21 protein-coding genes, 1 pseudogene and 1 riboswitch are annotated in these 18,983 nt (G+C 47.6%); of the genes and pseudogenes, 6 read left to right on the forward strand and 16 right to left on the reverse strand.

The window, feature by feature from the left end:
• Nucleotides 1–286: helix-turn-helix domain-containing protein (locus GGR41_RS09880; protein WP_244951463.1), on the reverse strand; the 286-nt coding region annotated here is incomplete at its 3' end.
• Between GGR41_RS09880 and tnpA the strand changes: the two are divergent.
• From tnpA to GGR41_RS09895, 3 genes and pseudogenes are all read left to right on the forward strand, one after another.
• Nucleotides 251–478: pseudogene (gene tnpA, locus GGR41_RS09885) on the forward strand (IS200/IS605 family transposase); the annotation flags it as partial. The gene GGR41_RS09880 and the pseudogene tnpA sit on opposite strands and share 36 nt — an antisense overlap.
• A 134-nt stretch (nt 479–612) precedes the next feature.
• On the forward strand, nt 613–918 hold the full coding sequence (locus GGR41_RS09890) for a type II toxin-antitoxin system RelE/ParE family toxin (RefSeq protein ID WP_167661712.1): 306 nt from the start codon (nt 613–615) through the stop codon (nt 916–918).
• Nucleotides 915–1,208 (forward strand): addiction module antidote protein, encoded by a 294-nt coding sequence (locus tag GGR41_RS09895; protein WP_077733048.1) that lies wholly within the window; start codon nt 915–917, stop codon nt 1,206–1,208. Before GGR41_RS09890 ends, GGR41_RS09895 begins: the two co-directional genes overlap by 4 nt.
• A gap of 106 nt (nt 1,209–1,314) precedes the next feature.
• Here the strand turns inward: GGR41_RS09895 and GGR41_RS09900 are convergent, their stop codons facing one another.
• Together GGR41_RS09900 and GGR41_RS09905 are read right to left on the reverse strand one after the other, a co-directional pair.
• A complete protein-coding gene (locus tag GGR41_RS09900; RefSeq protein WP_188372611.1) occupies nt 1,315–2,538 on the reverse strand; it encodes an MFS transporter in 1,224 nt (407 codons plus the stop codon).
• A gap of 668 nt (nt 2,539–3,206) precedes the next feature.
• Nucleotides 3,207–4,127: an alpha/beta hydrolase gene (locus GGR41_RS09905; protein WP_167661714.1), complete on the reverse strand. Its 921-nt coding sequence runs from the start codon at nt 4,125–4,127 to the stop codon at nt 3,207–3,209.
• Nucleotides 4,128–4,299: 172 nt separating this feature from the next.
• Here GGR41_RS09905 and GGR41_RS09910 point away from each other — a divergent pair, with 172 nt between their 5' ends.
• Together GGR41_RS09910 and GGR41_RS09915 are read left to right on the forward strand one after the other, a co-directional pair.
• On the forward strand, nt 4,300–4,773 hold the full coding sequence (locus GGR41_RS09910) for a nuclear transport factor 2 family protein (RefSeq protein WP_167661715.1): 474 nt from the start codon (nt 4,300–4,302) through the stop codon (nt 4,771–4,773).
• Nucleotides 4,774–4,976: 203 nt separating this feature from the next.
• Complete coding sequence (locus GGR41_RS09915) at nt 4,977–5,267, forward strand: hypothetical protein (RefSeq protein ID WP_077733044.1); 291 nt, start codon at nt 4,977–4,979, stop codon at nt 5,265–5,267.
• A gap of 1 nt (nt 5,268) precedes the next feature.
• Here GGR41_RS09915 and GGR41_RS09920 read toward each other — a convergent pair whose 3' ends face one another.
• From GGR41_RS09920 to GGR41_RS09965, 10 genes are all read right to left on the reverse strand, one after another.
• A complete protein-coding gene (locus GGR41_RS09920) occupies nt 5,269–6,012 on the reverse strand; it encodes a type 1 glutamine amidotransferase (protein ID WP_167661716.1) in 744 nt (247 codons plus the stop codon).
• 8 nt (nt 6,013–6,020) lie between these two features.
• Nucleotides 6,021–6,728, reverse strand: coding sequence for an ABC transporter ATP-binding protein (locus GGR41_RS09925; protein WP_167661717.1), 708 nt, complete (start codon nt 6,726–6,728; stop codon nt 6,021–6,023).
• The gene (locus tag GGR41_RS09930; protein ID WP_167661718.1) at nt 6,725–7,495 is read right to left on the reverse strand and encodes an ABC transporter ATP-binding protein; all 771 of its coding nucleotides are present in this window, start codon (nt 7,493–7,495) and stop codon (nt 6,725–6,727) included. The genes GGR41_RS09925 and GGR41_RS09930 overlap by 4 nt, the downstream gene beginning before the upstream one ends.
• The gene (locus tag GGR41_RS09935; protein WP_167661719.1) at nt 7,492–8,448 is read right to left on the reverse strand and encodes a branched-chain amino acid ABC transporter permease; all 957 of its coding nucleotides are present in this window, start codon (nt 8,446–8,448) and stop codon (nt 7,492–7,494) included. The genes GGR41_RS09930 and GGR41_RS09935 overlap by 4 nt, the downstream gene beginning before the upstream one ends.
• Before the next feature lie 9 nt (nt 8,449–8,457).
• Nucleotides 8,458–9,312 carry a branched-chain amino acid ABC transporter permease gene (locus tag GGR41_RS09940; protein ID WP_167661720.1) on the reverse strand — a complete coding sequence of 285 codons (855 nt, stop codon included), beginning with the start codon at nt 9,310–9,312 and terminating at the stop codon, nt 8,458–8,460.
• 66 nt (nt 9,313–9,378) lie between these two features.
• Nucleotides 9,379–10,563 (reverse strand): ABC transporter substrate-binding protein, encoded by a 1,185-nt coding sequence (locus tag GGR41_RS09945; protein ID WP_167661721.1) that lies wholly within the window; start codon nt 10,561–10,563, stop codon nt 9,379–9,381.
• A gap of 46 nt (nt 10,564–10,609) precedes the next feature.
• Nucleotides 10,610–11,848: an NAD(P)/FAD-dependent oxidoreductase gene (locus tag GGR41_RS09950; protein WP_167661722.1), complete on the reverse strand. Its 1,239-nt coding sequence runs from the start codon at nt 11,846–11,848 to the stop codon at nt 10,610–10,612.
• Nucleotides 11,845–12,168 (reverse strand): 2Fe-2S iron-sulfur cluster-binding protein, encoded by a 324-nt coding sequence (locus GGR41_RS09955; RefSeq protein WP_077733038.1) that lies wholly within the window; start codon nt 12,166–12,168, stop codon nt 11,845–11,847. Before GGR41_RS09955 ends, GGR41_RS09950 begins: the two co-directional genes overlap by 4 nt.
• A gap of 12 nt (nt 12,169–12,180) precedes the next feature.
• On the reverse strand, nt 12,181–13,623 hold the full coding sequence (locus GGR41_RS09960; protein ID WP_167661723.1) for a glutamine synthetase family protein: 1,443 nt from the start codon (nt 13,621–13,623) through the stop codon (nt 12,181–12,183).
• A gap of 9 nt (nt 13,624–13,632) precedes the next feature.
• Nucleotides 13,633–14,961, reverse strand: coding sequence for an aromatic ring-hydroxylating dioxygenase subunit alpha (locus GGR41_RS09965; RefSeq protein WP_167661724.1), 1,329 nt, complete (start codon nt 14,959–14,961; stop codon nt 13,633–13,635).
• 280 nt (nt 14,962–15,241) lie between these two features.
• Here GGR41_RS09965 and GGR41_RS09970 point away from each other — a divergent pair, with 280 nt between their 5' ends.
• Complete coding sequence (locus GGR41_RS09970) at nt 15,242–15,994, forward strand: GntR family transcriptional regulator (RefSeq protein WP_167661725.1); 753 nt, start codon at nt 15,242–15,244, stop codon at nt 15,992–15,994.
• Nucleotides 15,995–16,012: 18 nt separating this feature from the next.
• Here GGR41_RS09970 and GGR41_RS09975 read toward each other — a convergent pair whose 3' ends face one another.
• From GGR41_RS09975 to GGR41_RS09985, 3 genes are all read right to left on the reverse strand, one after another.
• Nucleotides 16,013–16,558 carry a lipocalin family protein gene (locus GGR41_RS09975; protein ID WP_167661726.1) on the reverse strand — a complete coding sequence of 182 codons (546 nt, stop codon included), beginning with the start codon at nt 16,556–16,558 and terminating at the stop codon, nt 16,013–16,015.
• 99 nt (nt 16,559–16,657) lie between these two features.
• Nucleotides 16,658–17,302, reverse strand: a complete 645-nt coding sequence (gene ribB / locus GGR41_RS09980) for a 3,4-dihydroxy-2-butanone-4-phosphate synthase (RefSeq protein ID WP_167661727.1) — start codon at nt 17,300–17,302, stop codon at nt 16,658–16,660.
• Nucleotides 17,303–17,388: 86 nt separating this feature from the next.
• A riboswitch (FMN riboswitch) is annotated at nt 17,389–17,530 on the reverse strand.
• Between the two features lie 89 nt (nt 17,531–17,619).
• Nucleotides 17,620–18,942 carry an NAD(P)/FAD-dependent oxidoreductase gene (locus GGR41_RS09985; protein ID WP_167661728.1) on the reverse strand — a complete coding sequence of 441 codons (1,323 nt, stop codon included), beginning with the start codon at nt 18,940–18,942 and terminating at the stop codon, nt 17,620–17,622.
• Nucleotides 18,943–18,983 lie beyond the last annotated feature (41 nt).

Below are 18,983 nucleotides of genomic sequence, written 5' to 3' on the forward strand. Positions count from 1 at the left end.
GCACGGGCGCATCGCCCAGCCACGGCGTTTCATCGCCATTGCGCCAGGCCGTCAGGTGCTTGGCCATTGCCACGTAGCCGATGAACTTGCCGCCGACTTCATGGTTGGCCTTTTGCATCGCCAGCGCCTTGTTATAGACGAAACGGCAGGAACCAGCGAAACGCGCCATCTGGCGCGCTTGCTGGCCGTCTGGCCGAAGTTCGTATTTGAAGGCTTGGATGCGTTGCATGTGAATAGTATAGGGTGGTCTATGAGTAACGACAACGACATTCGCCACGGCAGACATTGCGTTTTCCTGATGCACGTTCACTTGGTCTTTGTCACCAAGTATCGGCGCAGCGTCTTCACCAAAGTGATACTGGACGACTTGCGTGGCATCTTCGCCAACTTCGAGGCGCAGCTGTCTGAGTTCGATGGCGAGGATGACCATGTTCACCTGCTGGTGAACTCTCCGCCCACGCTATCCTTCCCCACCCTGAAGGGCGAGGTTTGCCGCGCACTGGATCAATACGAAGATAGCACCAACAAAAACAACCCATGCAATGAGGCAATGCAAACACAAATCGACGCTTATCGTTGTCTTACCGTATCCAATCGGATACAATAGCCCATATGAACTCAATCAACAGAACGGAAAAATTCAGCCAATGGCTGACCGCTCTTAAAGATGTAAAGGCAAAAGCCAAAATAATCACTCGCATTAGGCAAGCGTCACTAGGCAATTTCGGCGATACCAAACCTCTAAGTGATGGCGTATCTGAAATGCGTATTCATTTTGGCCCCGGCTACCGTGTGTACTACGCCCGTGAAGGCCGAACCGTTTACCTCTTGCTTAGCGGTGGCGATAAGTCTAGTCAAGACAAAGACATCAAATCAGCCATAGCAATGTGGAAACGAATCCAAAAGGAACTACCATGACAACTATTAATACCGCACCTTTCGATGCCGCTGAGTACCTAGACAGCGAAGAAGCTATTGCCGCTTACCTTTCTGCCGCCCTAGAGGAAGATGATCCAGCGCTATTTTTAGCTGCCCTAGCTGATGTTGCCAAAGCTCGCGGCATGACTCAAATGGCCAAAGACGCTGGCGTAGGCCGTGAAAGCCTATACAAGGCATTAGCCCCTGGCGCTAAGCCTCGCTATGACACCGTACTAAAACTAGCTAAAGCGGCTGGGGTTAAGTTTACGGTTGAGCCCGCTCATACCTAACTAAGGCAACAGAAAGCCCCTCAATCGAGGGGCTTGGTGTTCTTGTTGGTAGTGGTACTAAGGAATTAAATAAACGCATATACAAGCAAGTTATGTATAAAGCGTATTAATGCTCCGCATCTTCAAAGCGGTTGACTCTTCTTAAGGGCTTAAATCGCCAAGTCATGCCGGCCACCACTAACAAAGTGCAGACTCCACCAAAAACCGCAGCAGGTACCGCACCTAGTAATGCGGCGCTGCTTCCGGCACGGAAGCTACCTAACTCGTTTGATGAGCTTATAAACAGCATATTAACGGCGTTAACGCGACCACGTAAATAATCAGGAGTAGAAAACTGCACTAAGGCGGAGCGAATATACACACTAATCATATCGGCAGCACCCGCCACTACCAGTGCCGCAAAGGACAACCAAAAACTGGTCGAAAAGGCAAACACCAGATTAGCGAAGCCAAAAATAGCAACTGCGCTAAACATGACTTTACCCACGTGTTGATTAAAGGGACGGCGGCTAAGGTAGAGCCCCATTGCAATTTCCCCAATGGCCATCGCGCTACGTAATAAGCCTAAACCACTGGAATCCACATGCAGGACTTCTTGAGCATAAATAGGGAGTAATGCGACGACGCCACCTAAAAGTACGGCAAATAAGTCCAAACTAATGGTGCCAAGAATAATTGGGTTTTTCCAAATAAAGCGCAGCCCTTCAGAGAAACGTTGCAATACGCCTGTGGTATCTTGCGCCGGCCCCTCGTACTGGCTACTGTATAAAACAGGCACGAAGCAGAGCAACACAATGCCTAATGCAAAGCATATGCAACACACGGCATACGTCATTCCCCCTACATAGGCATAAAGAAAGCCACCAGAAATAGGCCCTGTGATCACAGCAATTTTCATCAGCATGCTGTTAGTTGCTAGGGCTTGAGCCAGATTATCGCGTGGCACAATTTGGGGAAGCAGGCTCTGTAATGCGGGCCCAGAAAAAGCCCGAGCGGCACCATAAACCATCAAGACTACATAGTATCCGATCAAATTGTTACTGCCTTGATAAGATAGCCAAAGCAATAAACCACTACAAATGGCCGATACCACCCAGCTAAGTGTCAAAACGGTTTTACGATTAAAGCGGTCAATAATATCCCCAGCAGATGGCAAAAAAAGCACCATGGGAATAAATTGCGCTAAACCAACGTAGGCAAGCGCCATGGGATCTCGTGTGAGATCGTAAATCTGCCACCCCACTACGATGGCCTGAATTTGCATAGCAAAAACAGAAAATAAGCGTGCGAACAGAAAGGGTAAAAAACCTGGAGAGGTATAAATATTCATTGACTGCAATAGTGCGCTCAGTAAATCGAATGATTCTTATTTTTAGTAAGCAGCTACCATATCAGTTTTGAAACATTTATGCTAAAAAAAACGGATGCGCTGTGCTAGTGGCATCGGATTAAAACAAAAAGACTGAGTTCGATAAAGCACTAAACCCAGTCTTTAGGAATTTGTTGATGAGTTATATAGGCAGCAAGATGTACCAAACGACCTCTTTGTACAGCGAGTTGAGGCCCTATAGCTTAACAATTGCCCTTTTTGGCTTGCCCTGGTGGACAGAAGTCGCCTCGGCCATGCCCTCGGTCTGGGTCAACAATAACGGATCCGCCTGGCGTATGAACGGCACAGGCACTTAAAGTAATAAGTGTAATGATGGCTGCTAGGTATCGCATGCTGGACCTCTATTAGTTTAAGAATTAAGTACAACTATCTTACTGTACTCAACCACACAGACTGTTTATCACCCAGTAGAAATCGTTACTAAAGATTAAATACATTTAGTTTGCCAAAATAAGCACTGGGCTTATCACCTTGGCCTGCGGGTATGCCCCAATCATCATTAATTTGTTTATAAATTATGTGTCCTTTTTCTGGTAACTAGCTTATATGCTTTACATAATATATAATATTTATGCGCATAATAAGCTATTTATGCATTATGGATGGGGCTACTGTTGAGAGCCCGTAAATTCGCTAAGCATCTGCAACAGCGACACTTTAATCATCTCGCCATGACCATACTGAGGATAAGCGCGGTAACTAATTGACCAAGAAGCTTTTTGTAGCAAGGCTAAACGCTGCATTAATGGATTCACACTTGGATCGTTCAACAACGACGCAGTGGGTTCTTCACTCCTTCCCCGCGTGCCTACGTGTACAGATAATGTACGCCCTTTCAGGCGACTAACGGAATCATCCCATGTTTTAATTAGCGCCTGCTCGTACCACCACAAAGAAGGGTCTGCTGCAATGTAATGCTGAAACGGGCTATGAGCTTGAGCCGAAGCATACATGGCGAACAACCCCCCGTATGAATGCCCCCACAACGTACGTTGAGACGCATCCAATGCAGTACGAGTTTGGACTAAAGGAATCACGGCATCATTAATAAAAGATAAAAAACGGTCTGCCCCACCACCAATGCGACCTCGCACTACTGGCTGTTCTACACGTTGCCCTTGCTCGAACACGGGCGGGGTATAATCATAAGATCGAGCGATGACATCATTTCGAGTTGCAATGTCATAGCCTATTGCTATCAGTACGGGTGGGTTTGTTAACTGACTGAGCGGGATCAAATCGTCTGCGGTTAAGGTTGCCATGACCGCATTGCCATCCAACATATAGATGCTAGGACGGCCTGACTCAGGCGCAGGGCTTGTAGGCAAAGCCAAATAAACACGATAGCGGCGTTGCTGATCAACAGAATGCAAATAATGCGTTTCAAACTCGTAACCTTTAACCTTTTGATCAGCGACGGTCTGAGTTACTGTCTGGTCGGCTAAGGTTCTAGACGAAGGCTCTTGAGCCACAGCCAACGTAGTCATTATTACACTACATACCGCTGCTAGGGTTATCCATTCCCGCATACGCCATCACCTATTTCAATGCATGGAGCTGATCGCTCCGTTTAAAGCGACTATTGTATTGAGAATCATTCTCTTTTAAAAGCACGGTATAGTACAAAAGCGTAACCATTCCTCTATCTCGATCTAAAATCACCCCTATAACAGTCAATGTTGTATTAAAAGGAGACTTAAGATGACGACAAATCAACGCCCACCTTGTCCACCCTTTACATTAGAGACAGCCATACAAAAAGTACGCTTAGCCGAAGACGGCTGGAACGGACGCGACCCAGAAAAAGTGGCATTGGCCTATAGCCAAGATACACGCTGGCGTAATCGTGCTGAGTTCATCCATAATCGTGACGAAGTCCACCAATTTTTAGAGCGCAAGTGGCGCAAAGAGCTGGAATATCGTCTGATTAAAGAAATTTGGGCAGTCATGGATAATCGCATTGCCGTCCGCTATGCCTACGAATGGCATGATGATTCAGGCAACTGGTTTCGTTCTTATGGCAACGAAAACTGGGAGTTCAATGAAGACGGGCTGATGGTGAATAGATATGCCAGTATTAATGACTTGCCTATCGCTGAGTCGGAGCGCAAGTTTTTTTGGCCATTAGGTCGCCGTCCTGATGATCACCCCGGCTTAACTGAATTAGGGCTTTAAACTCTTGCCGTATCCATCGCCAAATTTTATTTAGCAAATTAAACCAAAGCCTATGCAAAGATGCATAGGCTTTTTTACGCATGTGGTTTAAAGGCCGTGCTGAAAAGCAAGTATTGACCTGTATTTCAACCAAACTATATACTGTATAAATATACAGCCAAGTAAAAGTGACTGCTTTTTTATCTACTTAAAGGCCCAATACCGTGTATAAAATCTCTCTCGAAGACGGCCCCTCAGACTTAACCGACCAAGCCCGACACCATGCCGAGGCAAAATTTCAACGTATCCTAGAACGCTCCCTTGGCGCCCCCACCGATGTTTTGCATTTGTATCGAGTCTGGCAATCCGTCATGGAAGCCGACGAATCAGAAATTTCTACCACTGATAAAACACTCGCACAAAAATGGGCAGAAACCGTGTATCAAGCTCAACTCGCTGGCCTAAGCGATTTGGGTGAATGTGAGGCCTATTTTGACATTCACATTGAAAAATAAGTCATTTTTGTGGGCTTAATTTTAAATTTTTCACCCACCGGGTATAAACGCAACGCAACATAGCATGCATAGGGGGCAAGTAGCGTGGTGTGTCATTTACAATGGCTTGCTTTGTACTGACGTATTTGTTCCCTGCTGCTTGCTCTTTTTCCAGCTCGTTGCCGTTGCTCTCCACCGAGACTGTTATCAATAAAGGCGTCATTTCCAGGTGAAACTGCATAGCTATGTGCTTATCATCAATCACATAGGCTTGGTTAACGCATGCCTCACTGCTTAGTAAAAGCTCGGCTCCCTCAGGCAGGCTAAATGTATCGCCATGCCATTGAAAAACGAAACACGGTTCTGCAAAGGCTCCAAACCAATCCTGCACTTTATCCAAAGCAACTGCGTTTATCGGCTGCCAGCCAATTTCTTTATACGCGTTTTTTTTGATTTGAGCCCCCAGAGCTTTGGACATAATTTGCGATCCTAGACAATGACCGGCAATAGGAATGTCTTGAGCACGTGCCTGTTGTACTAAATCCATTTCTGTACGAATCCACTCTAGATCATCGTTAGCACTCATTCTTCCGCCCATCAGAATCAACCCACTATAGGGCGTGATAGCTGTGGGCAAGGTGTCCCCTTGGTTCAGTGCCACCAAATCCCACGTCACATTTAGTTCATCTAAGATCGATAAAACAGCACCGGGATGACCAACGGCGGTGTGTTGAATAATCAAGACCGGTTTTGAGCTAGTAGCCATAATGTGTCTCAAGTTGATAAACGCAGACCCAGATAATTACTCAGTATCTCTGGGTTTTCTGCTAGATATTGGCTGGATTCCGCTAAGACCACACGCCCCTTTTCTATGACGATGGCTTGCTCGGTAATAGATAAAGTTAAGATGGGTTGTTGCTCGACGACAATGCATGGCAACCCCTCTAAAGCCATGTTTTTAATTGCTTGGGCTAACTCAGAAACAATAACAGGCGCTAACCCCTCCATGGGCTCATCTAACAACAACAAGTCTGGGTTGGTCATTAGAGCCCGTGCAATCGCCAACATTTGCTGCTCGCCCCCAGAAAGCTGGTCGCCGAAGTTTTTTTGGCGTTCTTTTAAGCGAGGAAATAAGGCGTAGATGCGTGTTAAGTCCCAAGGGCCTGCTCGGTGCACAACGCGCAAGTTGTCTTCCACCGTTAATGACACAAAAGCGCCTCGCTCTTGAGGCACCCACCCTAGACCAAGCCGTGCTCGTTGATAGGGGGGTAAATGGTGTAAGGGTTGCCCTTTAAAATAGATCTCTCCTGCCGATAGCTGGGTGTTCCCCATCAAGGTCTCTAGTAACGTGGTCTTACCTACTCCGTTTCGTCCTAACAAGGCTACGCTTTGTCCTTGTTCCATACTGAAGCTAATGCCGTTTAGCACCACCGCTTTGCCGTACCCGGCGCGCACCTCATTCATTTGCAGTAAGTGACTCATAGGCTTTTTCCTTTAGCACAAAAGTCTGCCCCCAGGTAGGCTTCCCTAACCTGTGGATGATCGATAATTTCGTTAGCTGTTCCGTCAACAATAATTTTCCCAGCGACTAACACAGCAATGCGTTGCGCAAAATGGAAAACCAAATCCATGTCATGCTCGATAAATACCACGCTCATAGTGGTGGGTAATTGCTCTATTACATGAAACACCTCATCGCTTTCACCTTCAGGAATACCTGCTGCGGGCTCATCCAGTAATAACACTTTAGGTTTTAACGCTAGTGCTAGCGCAATTTCTAACAGTCGTTGCTTGCCGTAAGCCAGCTCACCCACCAGATGATGCTCTACGCCTTGCAAGCCCACTTGAGTTAAAAGCTGCATGGCCTCCATGCGCAACGCATCGAACTGGTACATTGGTTTCCACCAAACCATTCCTTTACGTTCGCGCTCCATCAAAGTCATCAGCAACGTATCTAAAGGGGTCATGCCTAAGCAAAGTGTGTTTAGCTGGAAAGTACGCACTAAGCCTTTGCGTACACGTGCATCAAATGAAAGTGCGTTGATGTTTTCCCCAGCCAGAAAAATATCGCCTGTACTAGGCTTATACACGCCCGTAAGCAAGTTAATAAGACTGGTTTTTCCAGCCCCGTTTGGCCCAATTAAGGCTTGGCGTTGACCGGGCATCAAACTGAGCGTGATGCCACTGACAGCTGCAAATGCTCCAAAATTAATGCCTAAATTCGAAGTATGAAGTAGTGCTTGACTCATGACTGCTCCTTGCGAAAACGCCATGTGTCTATCCAGGTCATGATGCCGCCCTTGCCTACACTCACAATCAGAATTAAAAACAGGCCTAACCAGAACATCCAGTACTCAGGACTCATGTCTGCAAACACATCATGCAAAATCATGTAAATGACCGCGCCAATTAGGCCTCCGTACAAACGCCCTGCGCCCCCTAATACCAAAATAATGAGAATTTGCGCAGAGAGGTCAAAACTGACGGTTTCAATCCCAACAAATTGGTTAGTTTGTGCTAGCAGCGCCCCTGCCACACCCGCTACTAAAGCGGATATGGCATAAGCCCAACGCAAGCGCTGCGTAATGGGTGTACCCATGGCAAGCATACGGGTTGGATTTTCATGGATGCCTCGGACGCTATACCCAAACGGAGAACGCACCAAACGGCGCACCCACAAAAACAGCGCTAAGGTCACGACATACGTGTAGACAAAGCTCAACTTACCGTCGAAATCAAACTCAAAAAGCGAAAACAAGGGGTCTATGGTGATGCCTAACAACCCATCTGTGCCGCCTGTCACCTGAGAAAAACGCCGAATTACCTCGCCAAAAATGACAACGGTGCCAATCGTGATCATTAAGCGCGATAAGTCTGAGCCGCGCACAATTAAAAAGCTCAACAGATAGCCAGCCAAAAGCGAGACAATGGCAGCCACCACCAAACCAGTTAAAGGCTCTGCACTACCATAAATAGAAAACAATCCGGCCGCATAGGCGCCCAAACCAAAAAAGGCAGCATGGCCTACCGTCAAAATACCGGCATAGCCCAATGCAATGTCGAGCGCTAAAGCAAACAAGCCGTAAATCAGAATCAAGGTCAAAAAAGGCAAATGGTTAGGAAACATCCATGCTGCTAGGATAAAAGCGCCCCAGAACACAAAATCGAATCCAGATAGCCTTGCATAGTTATCGTTTTTCATGATGTTTACCTATTTTCTTTTTAAGGTGACGAGGCCATCTGGTTTCCAAAGCAACAGCAAGATCATGACCAAGTAAATTAAAAATGAACCTAAGGTGGGGAAATAGTACTTGCCAGCCACATCAATAATGCCCACCACCATAGCGGCAATAAAAGGCCCACTAATGGTTCCAGCGCCCCCCACACACACCACCATTAAGAAAAACACGAGGTATTTAATAGGAAAGGTTGGCTCAAGTGCTAAAACACCTAGACTCAAGGCGCCGCCAAAACCCGCCAATGCACACCCGAAGGCAAAGGTAGCAGAAAACAAAAGCGACACGTTCATCCCTAAACCTTGCGCAATCTTTTGATCATCCACGGCAGCTCTGATCATTGCGCCATAAAGGGTCTTGCGAATTAAAAAACTCAAAAACACAAAAACAGCGACCCCTACAGCAATTAAAAATAATCGATACGCCCCAACACCCATACCAAAGAGCTTGACTTGACCGCGCAGCCCGCTAGGAGGGTTAAATGATTGAATACCAGGCCCAAATAGGTAGGTCACGGCCGCAATAGCGACAAAAACCACCCCCAGTGAGACCAACACCTGGTCTAAGGGGTGACGTCTATAAAAGTATTTAAATAGATACCGCTCTAAAACCCAGCCTAAAAGCCCGCTTCCTAATGCAGCGATCAGTAAGCTCAGCCAATAGGACTGGGTTCCGTTCAGCGTCATCACACCTAGGTATCCCCCAGCCATAGCAAATACACCATGACTAAGATTAACAAACCGCATTAACCCCATCGTGACCGATAACCCGACACCGATAAGGAACAACAGCATTCCATAGGCAATCCCATCAAAGAGAACAATGGCCATTCTTTCACCTGTTATTAAGACTAAGCGCTTGTCGCGTACAGCAGCCAAGCGCTTAGTTATTTTTAGTTATTTCTCTTTAGCTGGGTCTTTGACTTGATCAAATTGGTCGAACTCCACACTCACTAGCTCTCCTTCTCTCTGTTCGACCTTACGGATATAAACGGTCTGGATAATATCGCGCGTTTCCGGATCGATAGTAATGGGGCCTCGTGGACTCATCAGCTCCATTCCCTTTAATTGCGTTAACAACGCATCGCCCTCGGCATTGCCCTGCGTAGCAGTTAGTGCTTTATCCAACGCCGCCATGGTGTCATACGCCGTGATGGCAAAGTAATTCAATCTGTCTTTAGTGCCAAACTTTTTTCTATAGGCCTCAACAAACTGTTGGTTCTCAGGGGAAGGATGGGCATAGGAGTAATGGTGACTGGTAATAAGACCTAAGGCCGCGTCGCCGGTGGCTTCGATGTAGCTGTCATCCGTGGCTTCGCCTGTGGCATACAACTTAATTCCCGCTTCCTCCATGCCTCGCTCTTGCCAGGCTTTCAAAAAGGATAAGGGCATTACGCCAGAAGGGAAGAAAATAAATACCCCCTCAGGTTGGCTGTCTTTAATGCGTTGGATATAGGCCGAAAAGTCAGGGTTATTCATGGGAGTACGCACCGAGCCCACCACCTGACCTCCTTTTGCTTCAAAGGCTTTTTTAAACGCTTCTTCGGCATCTACGCCTGAAGCATAATCCGCCACCACCGTATATATTTTCTTGACGTTATTCGCCGCTAGCCACTCGGCCATGGGTGCAGAAACCTGTTGGACGGTGAACGAAAGGCGGGCAATGTAGGGAGAAGCCTCTGTAATGGCCGATGAGGCCGCATTCATCACCAAGGTAGGGACCTTGGCACGGTTAATAACCGGAGCGATGGCATAGACGTTAGGACTGAAATCCAAGCCTGAAATAATATCAACTTTGTCACGGCTGATTAGCTCTTGAGCAAAACGACGAGCATTATCTGGGGCTGCGCCGCCGGTGTCTTTACGTATGATCTCTACAGATCGTCCTCCCAACTTACCTTCGTTTTGCTCCAGGTAAATGTTCATGCCAGCATCAAATTGCTTGCCATAATCGGCGTACGGGCCAGAATACGTCGCGATAATGCCTATTTTTAATGGATCTTGGTTTTGAGCATAGGTGGGGCTTAGAGTCAAAACCCCAAGCGCTAAGGTACAGCTAACGGCTAACACATGCTTTTTCATTGTTTGTCTCCTCAGAAAAGCAATAAAACGACTCAAGCTTCACTATCTATTTAGCGTTCTGTTGGCTAATGTAGTCTTTTAAATTAATGGAATCGTCGTTCAGTATAGGGGGGTCTATCGCTATTTTTTCATGAACTAGCCGTCTTGCTAGCATATGCTCTGCAGGGCGGTTAACGGATTGCACGGCACCAACCACACCGTCTGGGCGTAAATGAAATACACTAAATCGAGTTGAGTCTGGCTGCCCACGAATTACTAAACGATCGTCTGGTAAAGCCAAACCCACCATTTGCAGTTTAAGATCGTATTGATCGCTCCAAAACCAAGGCGCTGTCTCAAAAGGCTCGGACTGCCCAGCCACTACTGCCCCCGCGGCTTTACCTAGCTCATTGGCCGCATTGACGGACTCTAAGCGTAACCATCGGTGGGGGTGGTCGACATGGAGCTCAACACAAGCACAGTCACCGGCTGCCAACACATGCGGCACTATTGTTTTGGCTTCGCTAGTGACTCTGACCCCTTGAGTACCCGTCGGATCAAGAGCAGGCACCAGCTGAGTATTCGGTTTTGCACCAATCCCCACCACGACCAAATCTGCCTCAAGCACTCGACCATCAGCCAATACCACCCCCTCAACCGCTTGACGATGCGTAAACCCCACCACTTGGGACGCTAAACAAATACGCACGTTTTGTTTTTCATGTCTGGTTTGTAGATAGCTCGATAAATAAGGGGATACCACGCGACCGGCCAACTGGTGGCCCCGCTCAATCACTGTGGTGTGTACGCCTTGTGTGGCTAAAGTGCTGGCAATCTCTAAACCAATGAAGCCGCCCCCTATAACTACCGCCTTTCGGGCTGTGCTAATAGCGGCTTTTAACTGCTGGGCATCAGCTAGGTCTCTTAGGTGGTATACCCCTTTTAAAGGGTTTTCTTGCCATGGAAGTGGTAAAGCACTTGCCCCTGTCGCTAACAATACAGAATCATAATAAAAAGGTGACTGAGTATTCGTACGTAAACTTTTTTGCTCTAGGTTGAGCTCTGTGACGGCTTCACCCAATGCCAACTCGATATCATGTTGTTGGTAAAACGCCTCTGAACGTAGCCAAAGTCGAGAAATAGGCATCTCTGACGATAAAAAGGCTTTTGATAAGGGGGGACGGTGGTAGGGAAGCTGCTTTTCTGCACTAAATACAACGATGCGCCCGTCATACCCATGTTGTCGTGCAGAAATGGCTGCTTGAACGGCAGCATAAGAGCCTCCAACGATCGCAAAAGTGTTCAATACTGTGCCTCCGGAATGGCCACGGTGATAGTCGTATGTTGATCAGTCAGTACTAACTGACAGCTTAATCGACTGCTGCTTTTGCGCTCACAGGCAACGCCCTCTAACAGCTCGTCTTCCATTGCATCGGGTGCGTCAAATAAGGCTTGATCGGCGTCTGCCACATACACATGGCAGGTTGCACAAGAACACGACCCACCGCACTCGGCTTCAATACCCGCTATGTTATTAAAGATGGCCGTTTGCATAATGGACTGCCCAACTTCGGCCTCTACCTCATGCTTTTCCCCTGACGCAGTTATATAAATCACCTTGGGCATGCTTCGTTCCTTTTAAAATAAATTAAAGTATTCTTTTTGCTCCCATTCGGAAACTGTAAGATTAAAACGGCTTAACTCGGCTTCTTTGATAAAACAGTAGTAGTTAATAAAGCCTTGTCCAAACTTATCGCACAACAAAGGATCGGCCCTTAGCGCATCCAATGCATCGGCCAATGAACGAGGTAATGCCTTGTTTTCGCAAGTATAAGGGGTATCGGCGGAGGGGCCCGGTTGCCATTGATGCTGGATGCCATCCATGCCAGAGAACAACTGCGAAGCCATGTAAAGATACGGATTGGCCGCAGGTTCGCCAATGCGATTTTCAATGCGTGAGGCCTCTTGGCCTACTCCACCTAAGACGCGCAGCATAGCCGCCCGGTTATCATGAGCCCAACTGGCTCGGTCTGGCGCCAAGGAAAAAGGCCGATAACGTCTGTAGCCATTAATGGTGGGTGTGGCAAAGGCCGCGGTGGCGGTGGCGTGCCTTAATAAGCCTGCTAGGTAATGTGTGCCCACTGGGCTTAATACATCGCCTTTTTCAGTCGGCATAAATACATTTTTGCCGGTTTTTATGCATTTTAATGATTGGTGTAAATGCCAGCCACTGGACATTACATTGGGAATTTTGGGTCGACACATAAATGTGGCGTGCAAGCCTTGTCTGCGACACAGTTGCTTAATAGCGCTACGAACCAAAATCATCATATCAGCGGCTTCTAAAGCAGGGGTTGGCGCAAAGGTAATTTCAAACTGACTGGGCCCGAACTCAACCTCTAGGGTGCGTAGCGGTAAACCCAGTGCTTGCAAGTGCGTGCGGATGAGCTGCATGACGTCATCCACTTGATCAAACCGGTGCTCGGTTAGGTACTGATAGCCGTGCGTCAGCAATGCGACCTCAGGTGCCTCGCCGGGCTGACCTGATTGATCTAGACCCATTTTTGGATCAAGCATTTTAAAGACATGAAACTCGACCTCTAAGCCTGCCAACATCTCATAGCCGCTTGCTTTTGCTTGGGCTACCGCATTACGTAAGATGTGACGCGTCGATAATGGCGAGGCTTGGCCAGTAGGCATATAAGCATCACACAATAACCACCCCGTCCGTGGCGCCCAGGGTAATGATTTAAAGCTCAGTGGGTCTGCCACAATGGTGAAATCTGACGCCCCTCCCATCCCTTCAAACTCAAAGCCGCCATTTCCTGTCGTAAAAACGGGAAATACCGTTAAGTGTGAGGTGTCTTTTGCTAATAACGTGGTGGTTAAATTCACCCCACTTTGCATCGCATCATAAGCGGCCTCTGCCACGACGGTTTTGCCTCGTAAAATGCCGTGTTGATCAGGAAATGAAAACCGGATCGTATCAAACTCGCCACTTTCAAAGCGCTTTTTTAACACGTGAGCGGCATCCACTTGCTCAGGTGTCCAAAGATGGTGACGCTCAACAAATGCGCTCATACCGCCCCCTTAGTTGTTGCCAACCGATGCCGCCCAAGAGCTAGACCGGCGCCGCTCTTGATCTGCATGGACTAAATAGTCCTCTGGGATGTGAGAGGCGGTCACCCCATCGATGGCGATTGGGCCGGTAATGGATTGAGCCGCATGGGAATCATGGCGCATCGGTAGCGCATCCATCTGTCCATCTAAACAGGCTTTAATGGCACGGATTAAAATACGTCTGTAGAGAATGATGCCTTTATCGGTCGTGCCTAAATGCTCTTTAGTGCGGTCTTGGATGCTGCCCAGCGATTCGACAGCCCACTGATCATGGACATTGATGTCATGCCCCATCCCTAAATACGTACTTTTTTGTTGTTCTACTGGGTCAAAACCGTAGTTATTTGAGCGGTTGCGACGTGAAATATAATCCGGGAGCTCGTAGAGCTCTAAGCGCTGCGCACGCATTTGCTCTTTATCAACTGGATCGGTGAAACTTGTAAATATGGCGTACCAATAACAATTATGATCATCCACAGGCACGTGCCACTGTGAGATCGTCATGGTGCTGCTCATTGGTATGACAATCGCTTGAGGAAACACCATATTGGTAATGCGCACATGACGCTGATTATTGCTAAGCTCGCGTACAGCGGTCAGCCGCATACCTACCTCTGACTCTTCCACATGTAGATCGGGGCGGTCATACTCGCGCAAGACTTTAGTTACAGGCAGATCAGAATCGGCGGAAGTACTACGGAATTGCTTGCCGTAGCTTGTCTCGTCTGCCTCGTCTTCAAAGAACCGATGTAAATAAGACGCATGAGCTGGGTCAATACCTACCTCTAAGGCCTGCAGCCAATTGCATTCTATTAAGCCTTTAAAAGCAAACACATGCGTATCGGGCGCCACAAAACAGTCTAAATGAGGAAAGGCCGGTGCGTCGCCTTCCCCAAAATACCCAAATACAATGCCAGACTTTTCCACAACAGGATACGCCCCTTGCTGGATTCGGGTACAAAGCTGGCTGCCCTCTGGCTCGGCGGGGGTTTCCAAACAGTTGCCCTTGGCATCAAAAAGCCACCCATGAAAAGGACAACGAATACCACCGTCTTCAATACGCCCGTAGCTTAGATCTGCGCCCCGATGTGGGCAGTGTTTATCTAGCAGCCCGAGGCGGCCGTCTTCTTGTTTAAATAAAACAAAGTCTTGGCCTAAGACGCGGATAGCTTTGACTTGATGGACTCCAGCTATTTCATCACTCAATGCAATGGGCTGCCAATACTGACGCAGCAGTTTGCCGGCTGGTTCTGTCGGCCCTACTCGAGTAATAAAATCGTTTTGTTCTTGGCTCATCATAATGCGGTCTCCTCAGCAGTGATGCCAATGATGTATTCATTGATTTATTTATTGCATACAATAACCGCAAAGAAAACAAACAGCAATTCAGGCTTATGACCAGACAAAAAACATAATCTCTTTTAAATCAACAAGATAATGAAAAATCAATTATATCGAGCAAGGGTAAACAACTATAAAAAATTATTCTTGCATACAGCTGAACTCAACGTTCGGACTTTAAGGTAAAATCAAGCTGTTTACCTACAATCAGAACCGACTGAAATCTTCAGGAGCAAGTATGTCTAGTCTTGGCGACTCTCATTCGCAGCAATCGCGTGCGTTACTCTTATTACGAGACTTAATCCTTAAGGGAACGTTTGCACCCGGAGAGCGCTTAGCCGAAATTCCTCTTGCCGAGCGGCTTAATACCTCACGTACACCTATTCGTTTAGCCCTCACTGCTCTTGAACACGAGGGACTGGTTGAACCACTCGAAGGGGGCGGATACCGAATGCGTGGTTTTACACCCCAGGAAACCACCGATGCAATCCGTATGCGCGGTTTACTCGAAGGCTATGCAGCCCGGCATTTAGCCGAAAATGGCATCACAAAGCGTTTAGAGCAACAATTGCGCGATTGTCTGGCCGAGGCAGACGCGGCAGTATTTAAATTAGAAATGTCGATGGATGACTATGCCACGTACGCAGAGGTCAACACCCGTTTTCATGATCTTATTTTATTAAACTGCAATAATCGGGTGATCCAGCGGCAAATGGATAGCTTACTTAGCCAACCCTTTACGGCGCCTAGCGCGATGCTGCCTATGCAATCATCCATAGAGGAAGGGCCACGCTGGATGCAGCATGCCCAACAGCAACATCACGCGCTGGTGCAGGCTATTGTTAACGGTCAAGGCAGTCGAGCGCAGGCCTTAGGTGAAGAGCATGTGGAAATTGCCTGTTTAAACTTAGAGTACGCCGAACAAAACCCTGAAATTGCTCGCCAGATCTGGCCCGCCCTAAGAATCATGCAGGCCAGCAGCGGCACCTAGGCGCTGATGGCCCGCCGGTTAATTCGTGGGTTGGTTAGAGACCACATTTTGAATATCAAACCCTTGCTCGCCGGCATACTCGAGTAGCTCTTGAACGATGGCTGGGTCCGCGTTTTTTTCTCTAGATAATACCCACAAATAATCTCGGTCGGGCGTGCCAACTAACGAGTACTCGTAGTCGCCGGCGATACGCATGATCCAATAGTCGCCCCATACAGTGGGCAACCAAGACAACCATTTGGGTGCAAAACGCACCTCTAAAATAGCGTTATTGATGGGTTTTTGGTCGGCTTGTGGTCGCGCCTGCCCTTCGGCTTTCGTTAACTCGCCGTCTTTGGTGACACATTGATTCGTTACGGCAACCGTGCCATCGGCTAAGCGCTCGTAATGTGCAGCAACGTCTGCGGCACATTTTTTCTGAAAACGGTTTGGCAAACGCACTTGCTCGTGCCACGTTCCCATGTACTGATTAAGATCCACATCGGTTTGTACCACTAGCGTATTTTGTGAGGCACAGCCTGCTAAGACCATAACACCGCATAAACCAACAAGTATTTTTTTCATCACCGCTCCTTTAGATGCAATTATTCAGCTTTGCTTATGTCTATAGTATTGATGAGAAAAACAGTAGCATCATGACTGAATGCTACTGTTTTATGCTTTTTAGAACGCCGCGCTCGAATCTGAATAAGCGATTAAATCAGCAATAGCCAAAAGCGGCAATGCATGATGGTGCGCATAGTTTATTAATTGATCGCCACGCATCATTGTGCCATCGGGATTCATTAGCTCACACAATACCGCCATAGGCCCTAACCCAGCTAATTGAGCTAAATGTATTGCCCCTTCGGTATGTCCTTGACGCGCATCCAACCCTTGGGGATGAGCACGTAATGGGAATACATGCCCGGGGCTTACAATATCAGTAGCCTGAGCCTGAGGATGAATGGCAGCGCGGATAGTGTTAACGCGGTCTTGAGCACTAACCCCTGTGCTTACGCCGTTTTTGGCTTCGATAGATACGGTAAATGCAGTTTGGTTCTGACTTTGATTATTGGTCACCATCTGCGGCAGCTTCAAATGATCCAGTGTAGAGTCAGTTAAACATAAACAGACAATACCACTACCATCTCTAATCATTTGGGCCATGATATGTGGAGTGATTTTTTCTGCGGCAACAATTAAATCCGCCTCATTTTCTCGATCATAGTCATCAAGTAAAATGACAGGAAGGCCTTGCTGAATAGCAGCAATAGCAGTTTGAATACGCTGCTTGATGCTGCGTTGTAAAGTCAAAGTAAAAGACATAAAACGCTCCTCTAGAGTCAGTGAGAAGTCGTTTTCGGGGCAAACGAAAGGACGCACTGGTGCAAAGCAACGTGCGTTAAGACATTCGTGATCTTCTTTCATCCGGACTTTAACCGTCGGCTCTGGACTTGAACCAGATCTGCTGACCCCATTCACACATGGGCGCTCGCGGGCTTATACAAAGTATGTACCGCCGGTGGGGAGTTTCACCCCGCCCTGAAGACGCTTACGAGCCTTCAGTATACTCCCTCGTTCGCATTAAAGACATTCCTAGCAAGAAAGTCCTTATGCAGCTAAGTATTTTTCTTCAGACCGAATTACAGTTCAGCCCGATGCTGCCAGGCTTCCCAAGCCAGCTTAGACCGTACACCCATATCCAATAAAGGACGTGGCGGTAACTGCGTGGGCAAGCCCAATGCAGCAATATCCTCTAATAATGGGTTATCACGTTGTGTCATTAAGTCAGCCGCCAACATACCCGAAATGGTTCCGCTAGTTAAGCCTATACCGTTATGACATACCGCACTAAACACGTTGGGCATCAGCTCGCCAAAACCGGGTGCCATGTTGGCTGAGACGCACATAATTCCCTTCCAAGTGTGCTGAATCGTGACATTGGGCAGCATAGGAAAGCGTTCAGAAAACAAGCGTTGGTGCTGTTGAGCTACGGTGGCTTTGTGCTGCCCATCAGAGTGTAGGTCGGGCGCGTACGCCATGTTCTGGCGTATTAGTATGCGTTGATCAGGTGTGCGACGCATTGTAATTCCCACAAAGGCATTAGCGGGCGTAATCCCCCATGTTTTTAGACCTTGCAAGGCTTGCTGTTCAGGCTCTGTTAATGGACGCGTCAAGCTCGCATGCGCCGCAATGGGAATTAATCGATTTTTTAGTACACCGAACTGCTCAGCAAAAGCATTAACCGCAATAACCACCTGATGAGCCATCACACTACCTGCTGGGGTTTGTGCTTTGGTCTGAGCCGTGCCGTAAGTAATGCTTGTAATAGGTGAGTTCTCATAGACATCAACATTTGCTGGCAAGTTATCGACTAGACCCTGAGTTAAAGCGCGCGGATTAAGTAGCACAGTGCCAGGCGTATAGATCGCTGCATGAAAATGATTAAAACCGACTTTTTTTTCTAATGTAGAGCGATCTAACCATTCATAAGGCTCGTGCAATACATCTAGTAACTTCTGAGTCGGACGTAATATCGTCTCTACCCCTTGTGGGGACACAGCAGCATGAAACTTGCCTGCTTGCTCCCACTCACAATTAATACCATATGCTTTGACTTGTTGCTCTAAAAAATCAATGGCAGCACGAGCTAAACGTAGATGCCTCTGTGCATGCGCTTGATCTAACAGCATAGAGCTAGTGTTATGTGGCACATCAATAGCAAAGCCCGAATTGCGCGCATGTGTGCCCTCGCCGACCCGCTCTGCATCAACCAATGCAATACACGCATCAGGTCTGTTTTCAGCCAATCGTCGCGCTGCAGCTAATCCTGCTAGCCCAGCCCCTATTACCAAAAAATCCACTGTGATTTCTTGTTGTAATGTGGATGCTAAGCGCCTCTTATCATTTAAGCCTCGCCAACCAATAGAATGGTCGTTATTAGGAAAAATATGTATGGTTTTCATGCTGTCTCCTTTTCTATGGGTTTGACGCAAAATACCTAGCG

This window comes from Paenalcaligenes hominis, assembly GCF_011927625.1.
Taxonomy (GTDB): Bacteria; Pseudomonadota; Gammaproteobacteria; order Burkholderiales; family Burkholderiaceae_B; genus Paenalcaligenes; species Paenalcaligenes hominis.

Bases quoted from the DNA above. Each gene is read 5' to 3' on its own strand.
- GGR41_RS09890 (WP_167661712.1), top strand. From the start codon at position 613: ATGAACTCAATCAACAGAACGGAAAAATTCAGCCAATGGCTGACCGCT.
- GGR41_RS09895 (WP_077733048.1), top strand. From the start codon at position 915: ATGACAACTATTAATACCGCACCTTTCGATGCCGCTGAGTACCTAGAC.
- GGR41_RS09900 (WP_188372611.1), bottom strand. From the start codon at position 2,538: ATGAATATTTATACCTCTCCAGGTTTTTTACCCTTTCTGTTCGCACGC.
- GGR41_RS09905 (WP_167661714.1), bottom strand. From the start codon at position 4,127: ATGCGGGAATGGATAACCCTAGCAGCGGTATGTAGTGTAATAATGACT.
- GGR41_RS09910 (WP_167661715.1), top strand. From the start codon at position 4,300: ATGACGACAAATCAACGCCCACCTTGTCCACCCTTTACATTAGAGACA.
- GGR41_RS09920 (WP_167661716.1), bottom strand. From the start codon at position 6,012: ATGGCTACTAGCTCAAAACCGGTCTTGATTATTCAACACACCGCCGTT.
- GGR41_RS09925 (WP_167661717.1), bottom strand. From the start codon at position 6,728: ATGAGTCACTTACTGCAAATGAATGAGGTGCGCGCCGGGTACGGCAAA.
- GGR41_RS09930 (WP_167661718.1), bottom strand. From the start codon at position 7,495: ATGAGTCAAGCACTACTTCATACTTCGAATTTAGGCATTAATTTTGGA.
- GGR41_RS09935 (WP_167661719.1), bottom strand. From the start codon at position 8,448: ATGAAAAACGATAACTATGCAAGGCTATCTGGATTCGATTTTGTGTTC.
- GGR41_RS09940 (WP_167661720.1), bottom strand. From the start codon at position 9,312: ATGGCCATTGTTCTCTTTGATGGGATTGCCTATGGAATGCTGTTGTTC.
- GGR41_RS09945 (WP_167661721.1), bottom strand. From the start codon at position 10,563: ATGAAAAAGCATGTGTTAGCCGTTAGCTGTACCTTAGCGCTTGGGGTT.
- GGR41_RS09955 (WP_077733038.1), bottom strand. From the start codon at position 12,168: ATGCCCAAGGTGATTTATATAACTGCGTCAGGGGAAAAGCATGAGGTA.
- GGR41_RS09960 (WP_167661723.1), bottom strand. From the start codon at position 13,623: ATGAGCGCATTTGTTGAGCGTCACCATCTTTGGACACCTGAGCAAGTG.
- GGR41_RS09965 (WP_167661724.1), bottom strand. From the start codon at position 14,961: ATGATGAGCCAAGAACAAAACGATTTTATTACTCGAGTAGGGCCGACA.
- GGR41_RS09970 (WP_167661725.1), top strand. From the start codon at position 15,242: ATGTCTAGTCTTGGCGACTCTCATTCGCAGCAATCGCGTGCGTTACTC.
- GGR41_RS09975 (WP_167661726.1), bottom strand. From the start codon at position 16,558: ATGAAAAAAATACTTGTTGGTTTATGCGGTGTTATGGTCTTAGCAGGC.
- ribB (WP_167661727.1), bottom strand. From the start codon at position 17,302: ATGTCTTTTACTTTGACTTTACAACGCAGCATCAAGCAGCGTATTCAA.
- GGR41_RS09985 (WP_167661728.1), bottom strand. From the start codon at position 18,942: ATGAAAACCATACATATTTTTCCTAATAACGACCATTCTATTGGTTGG.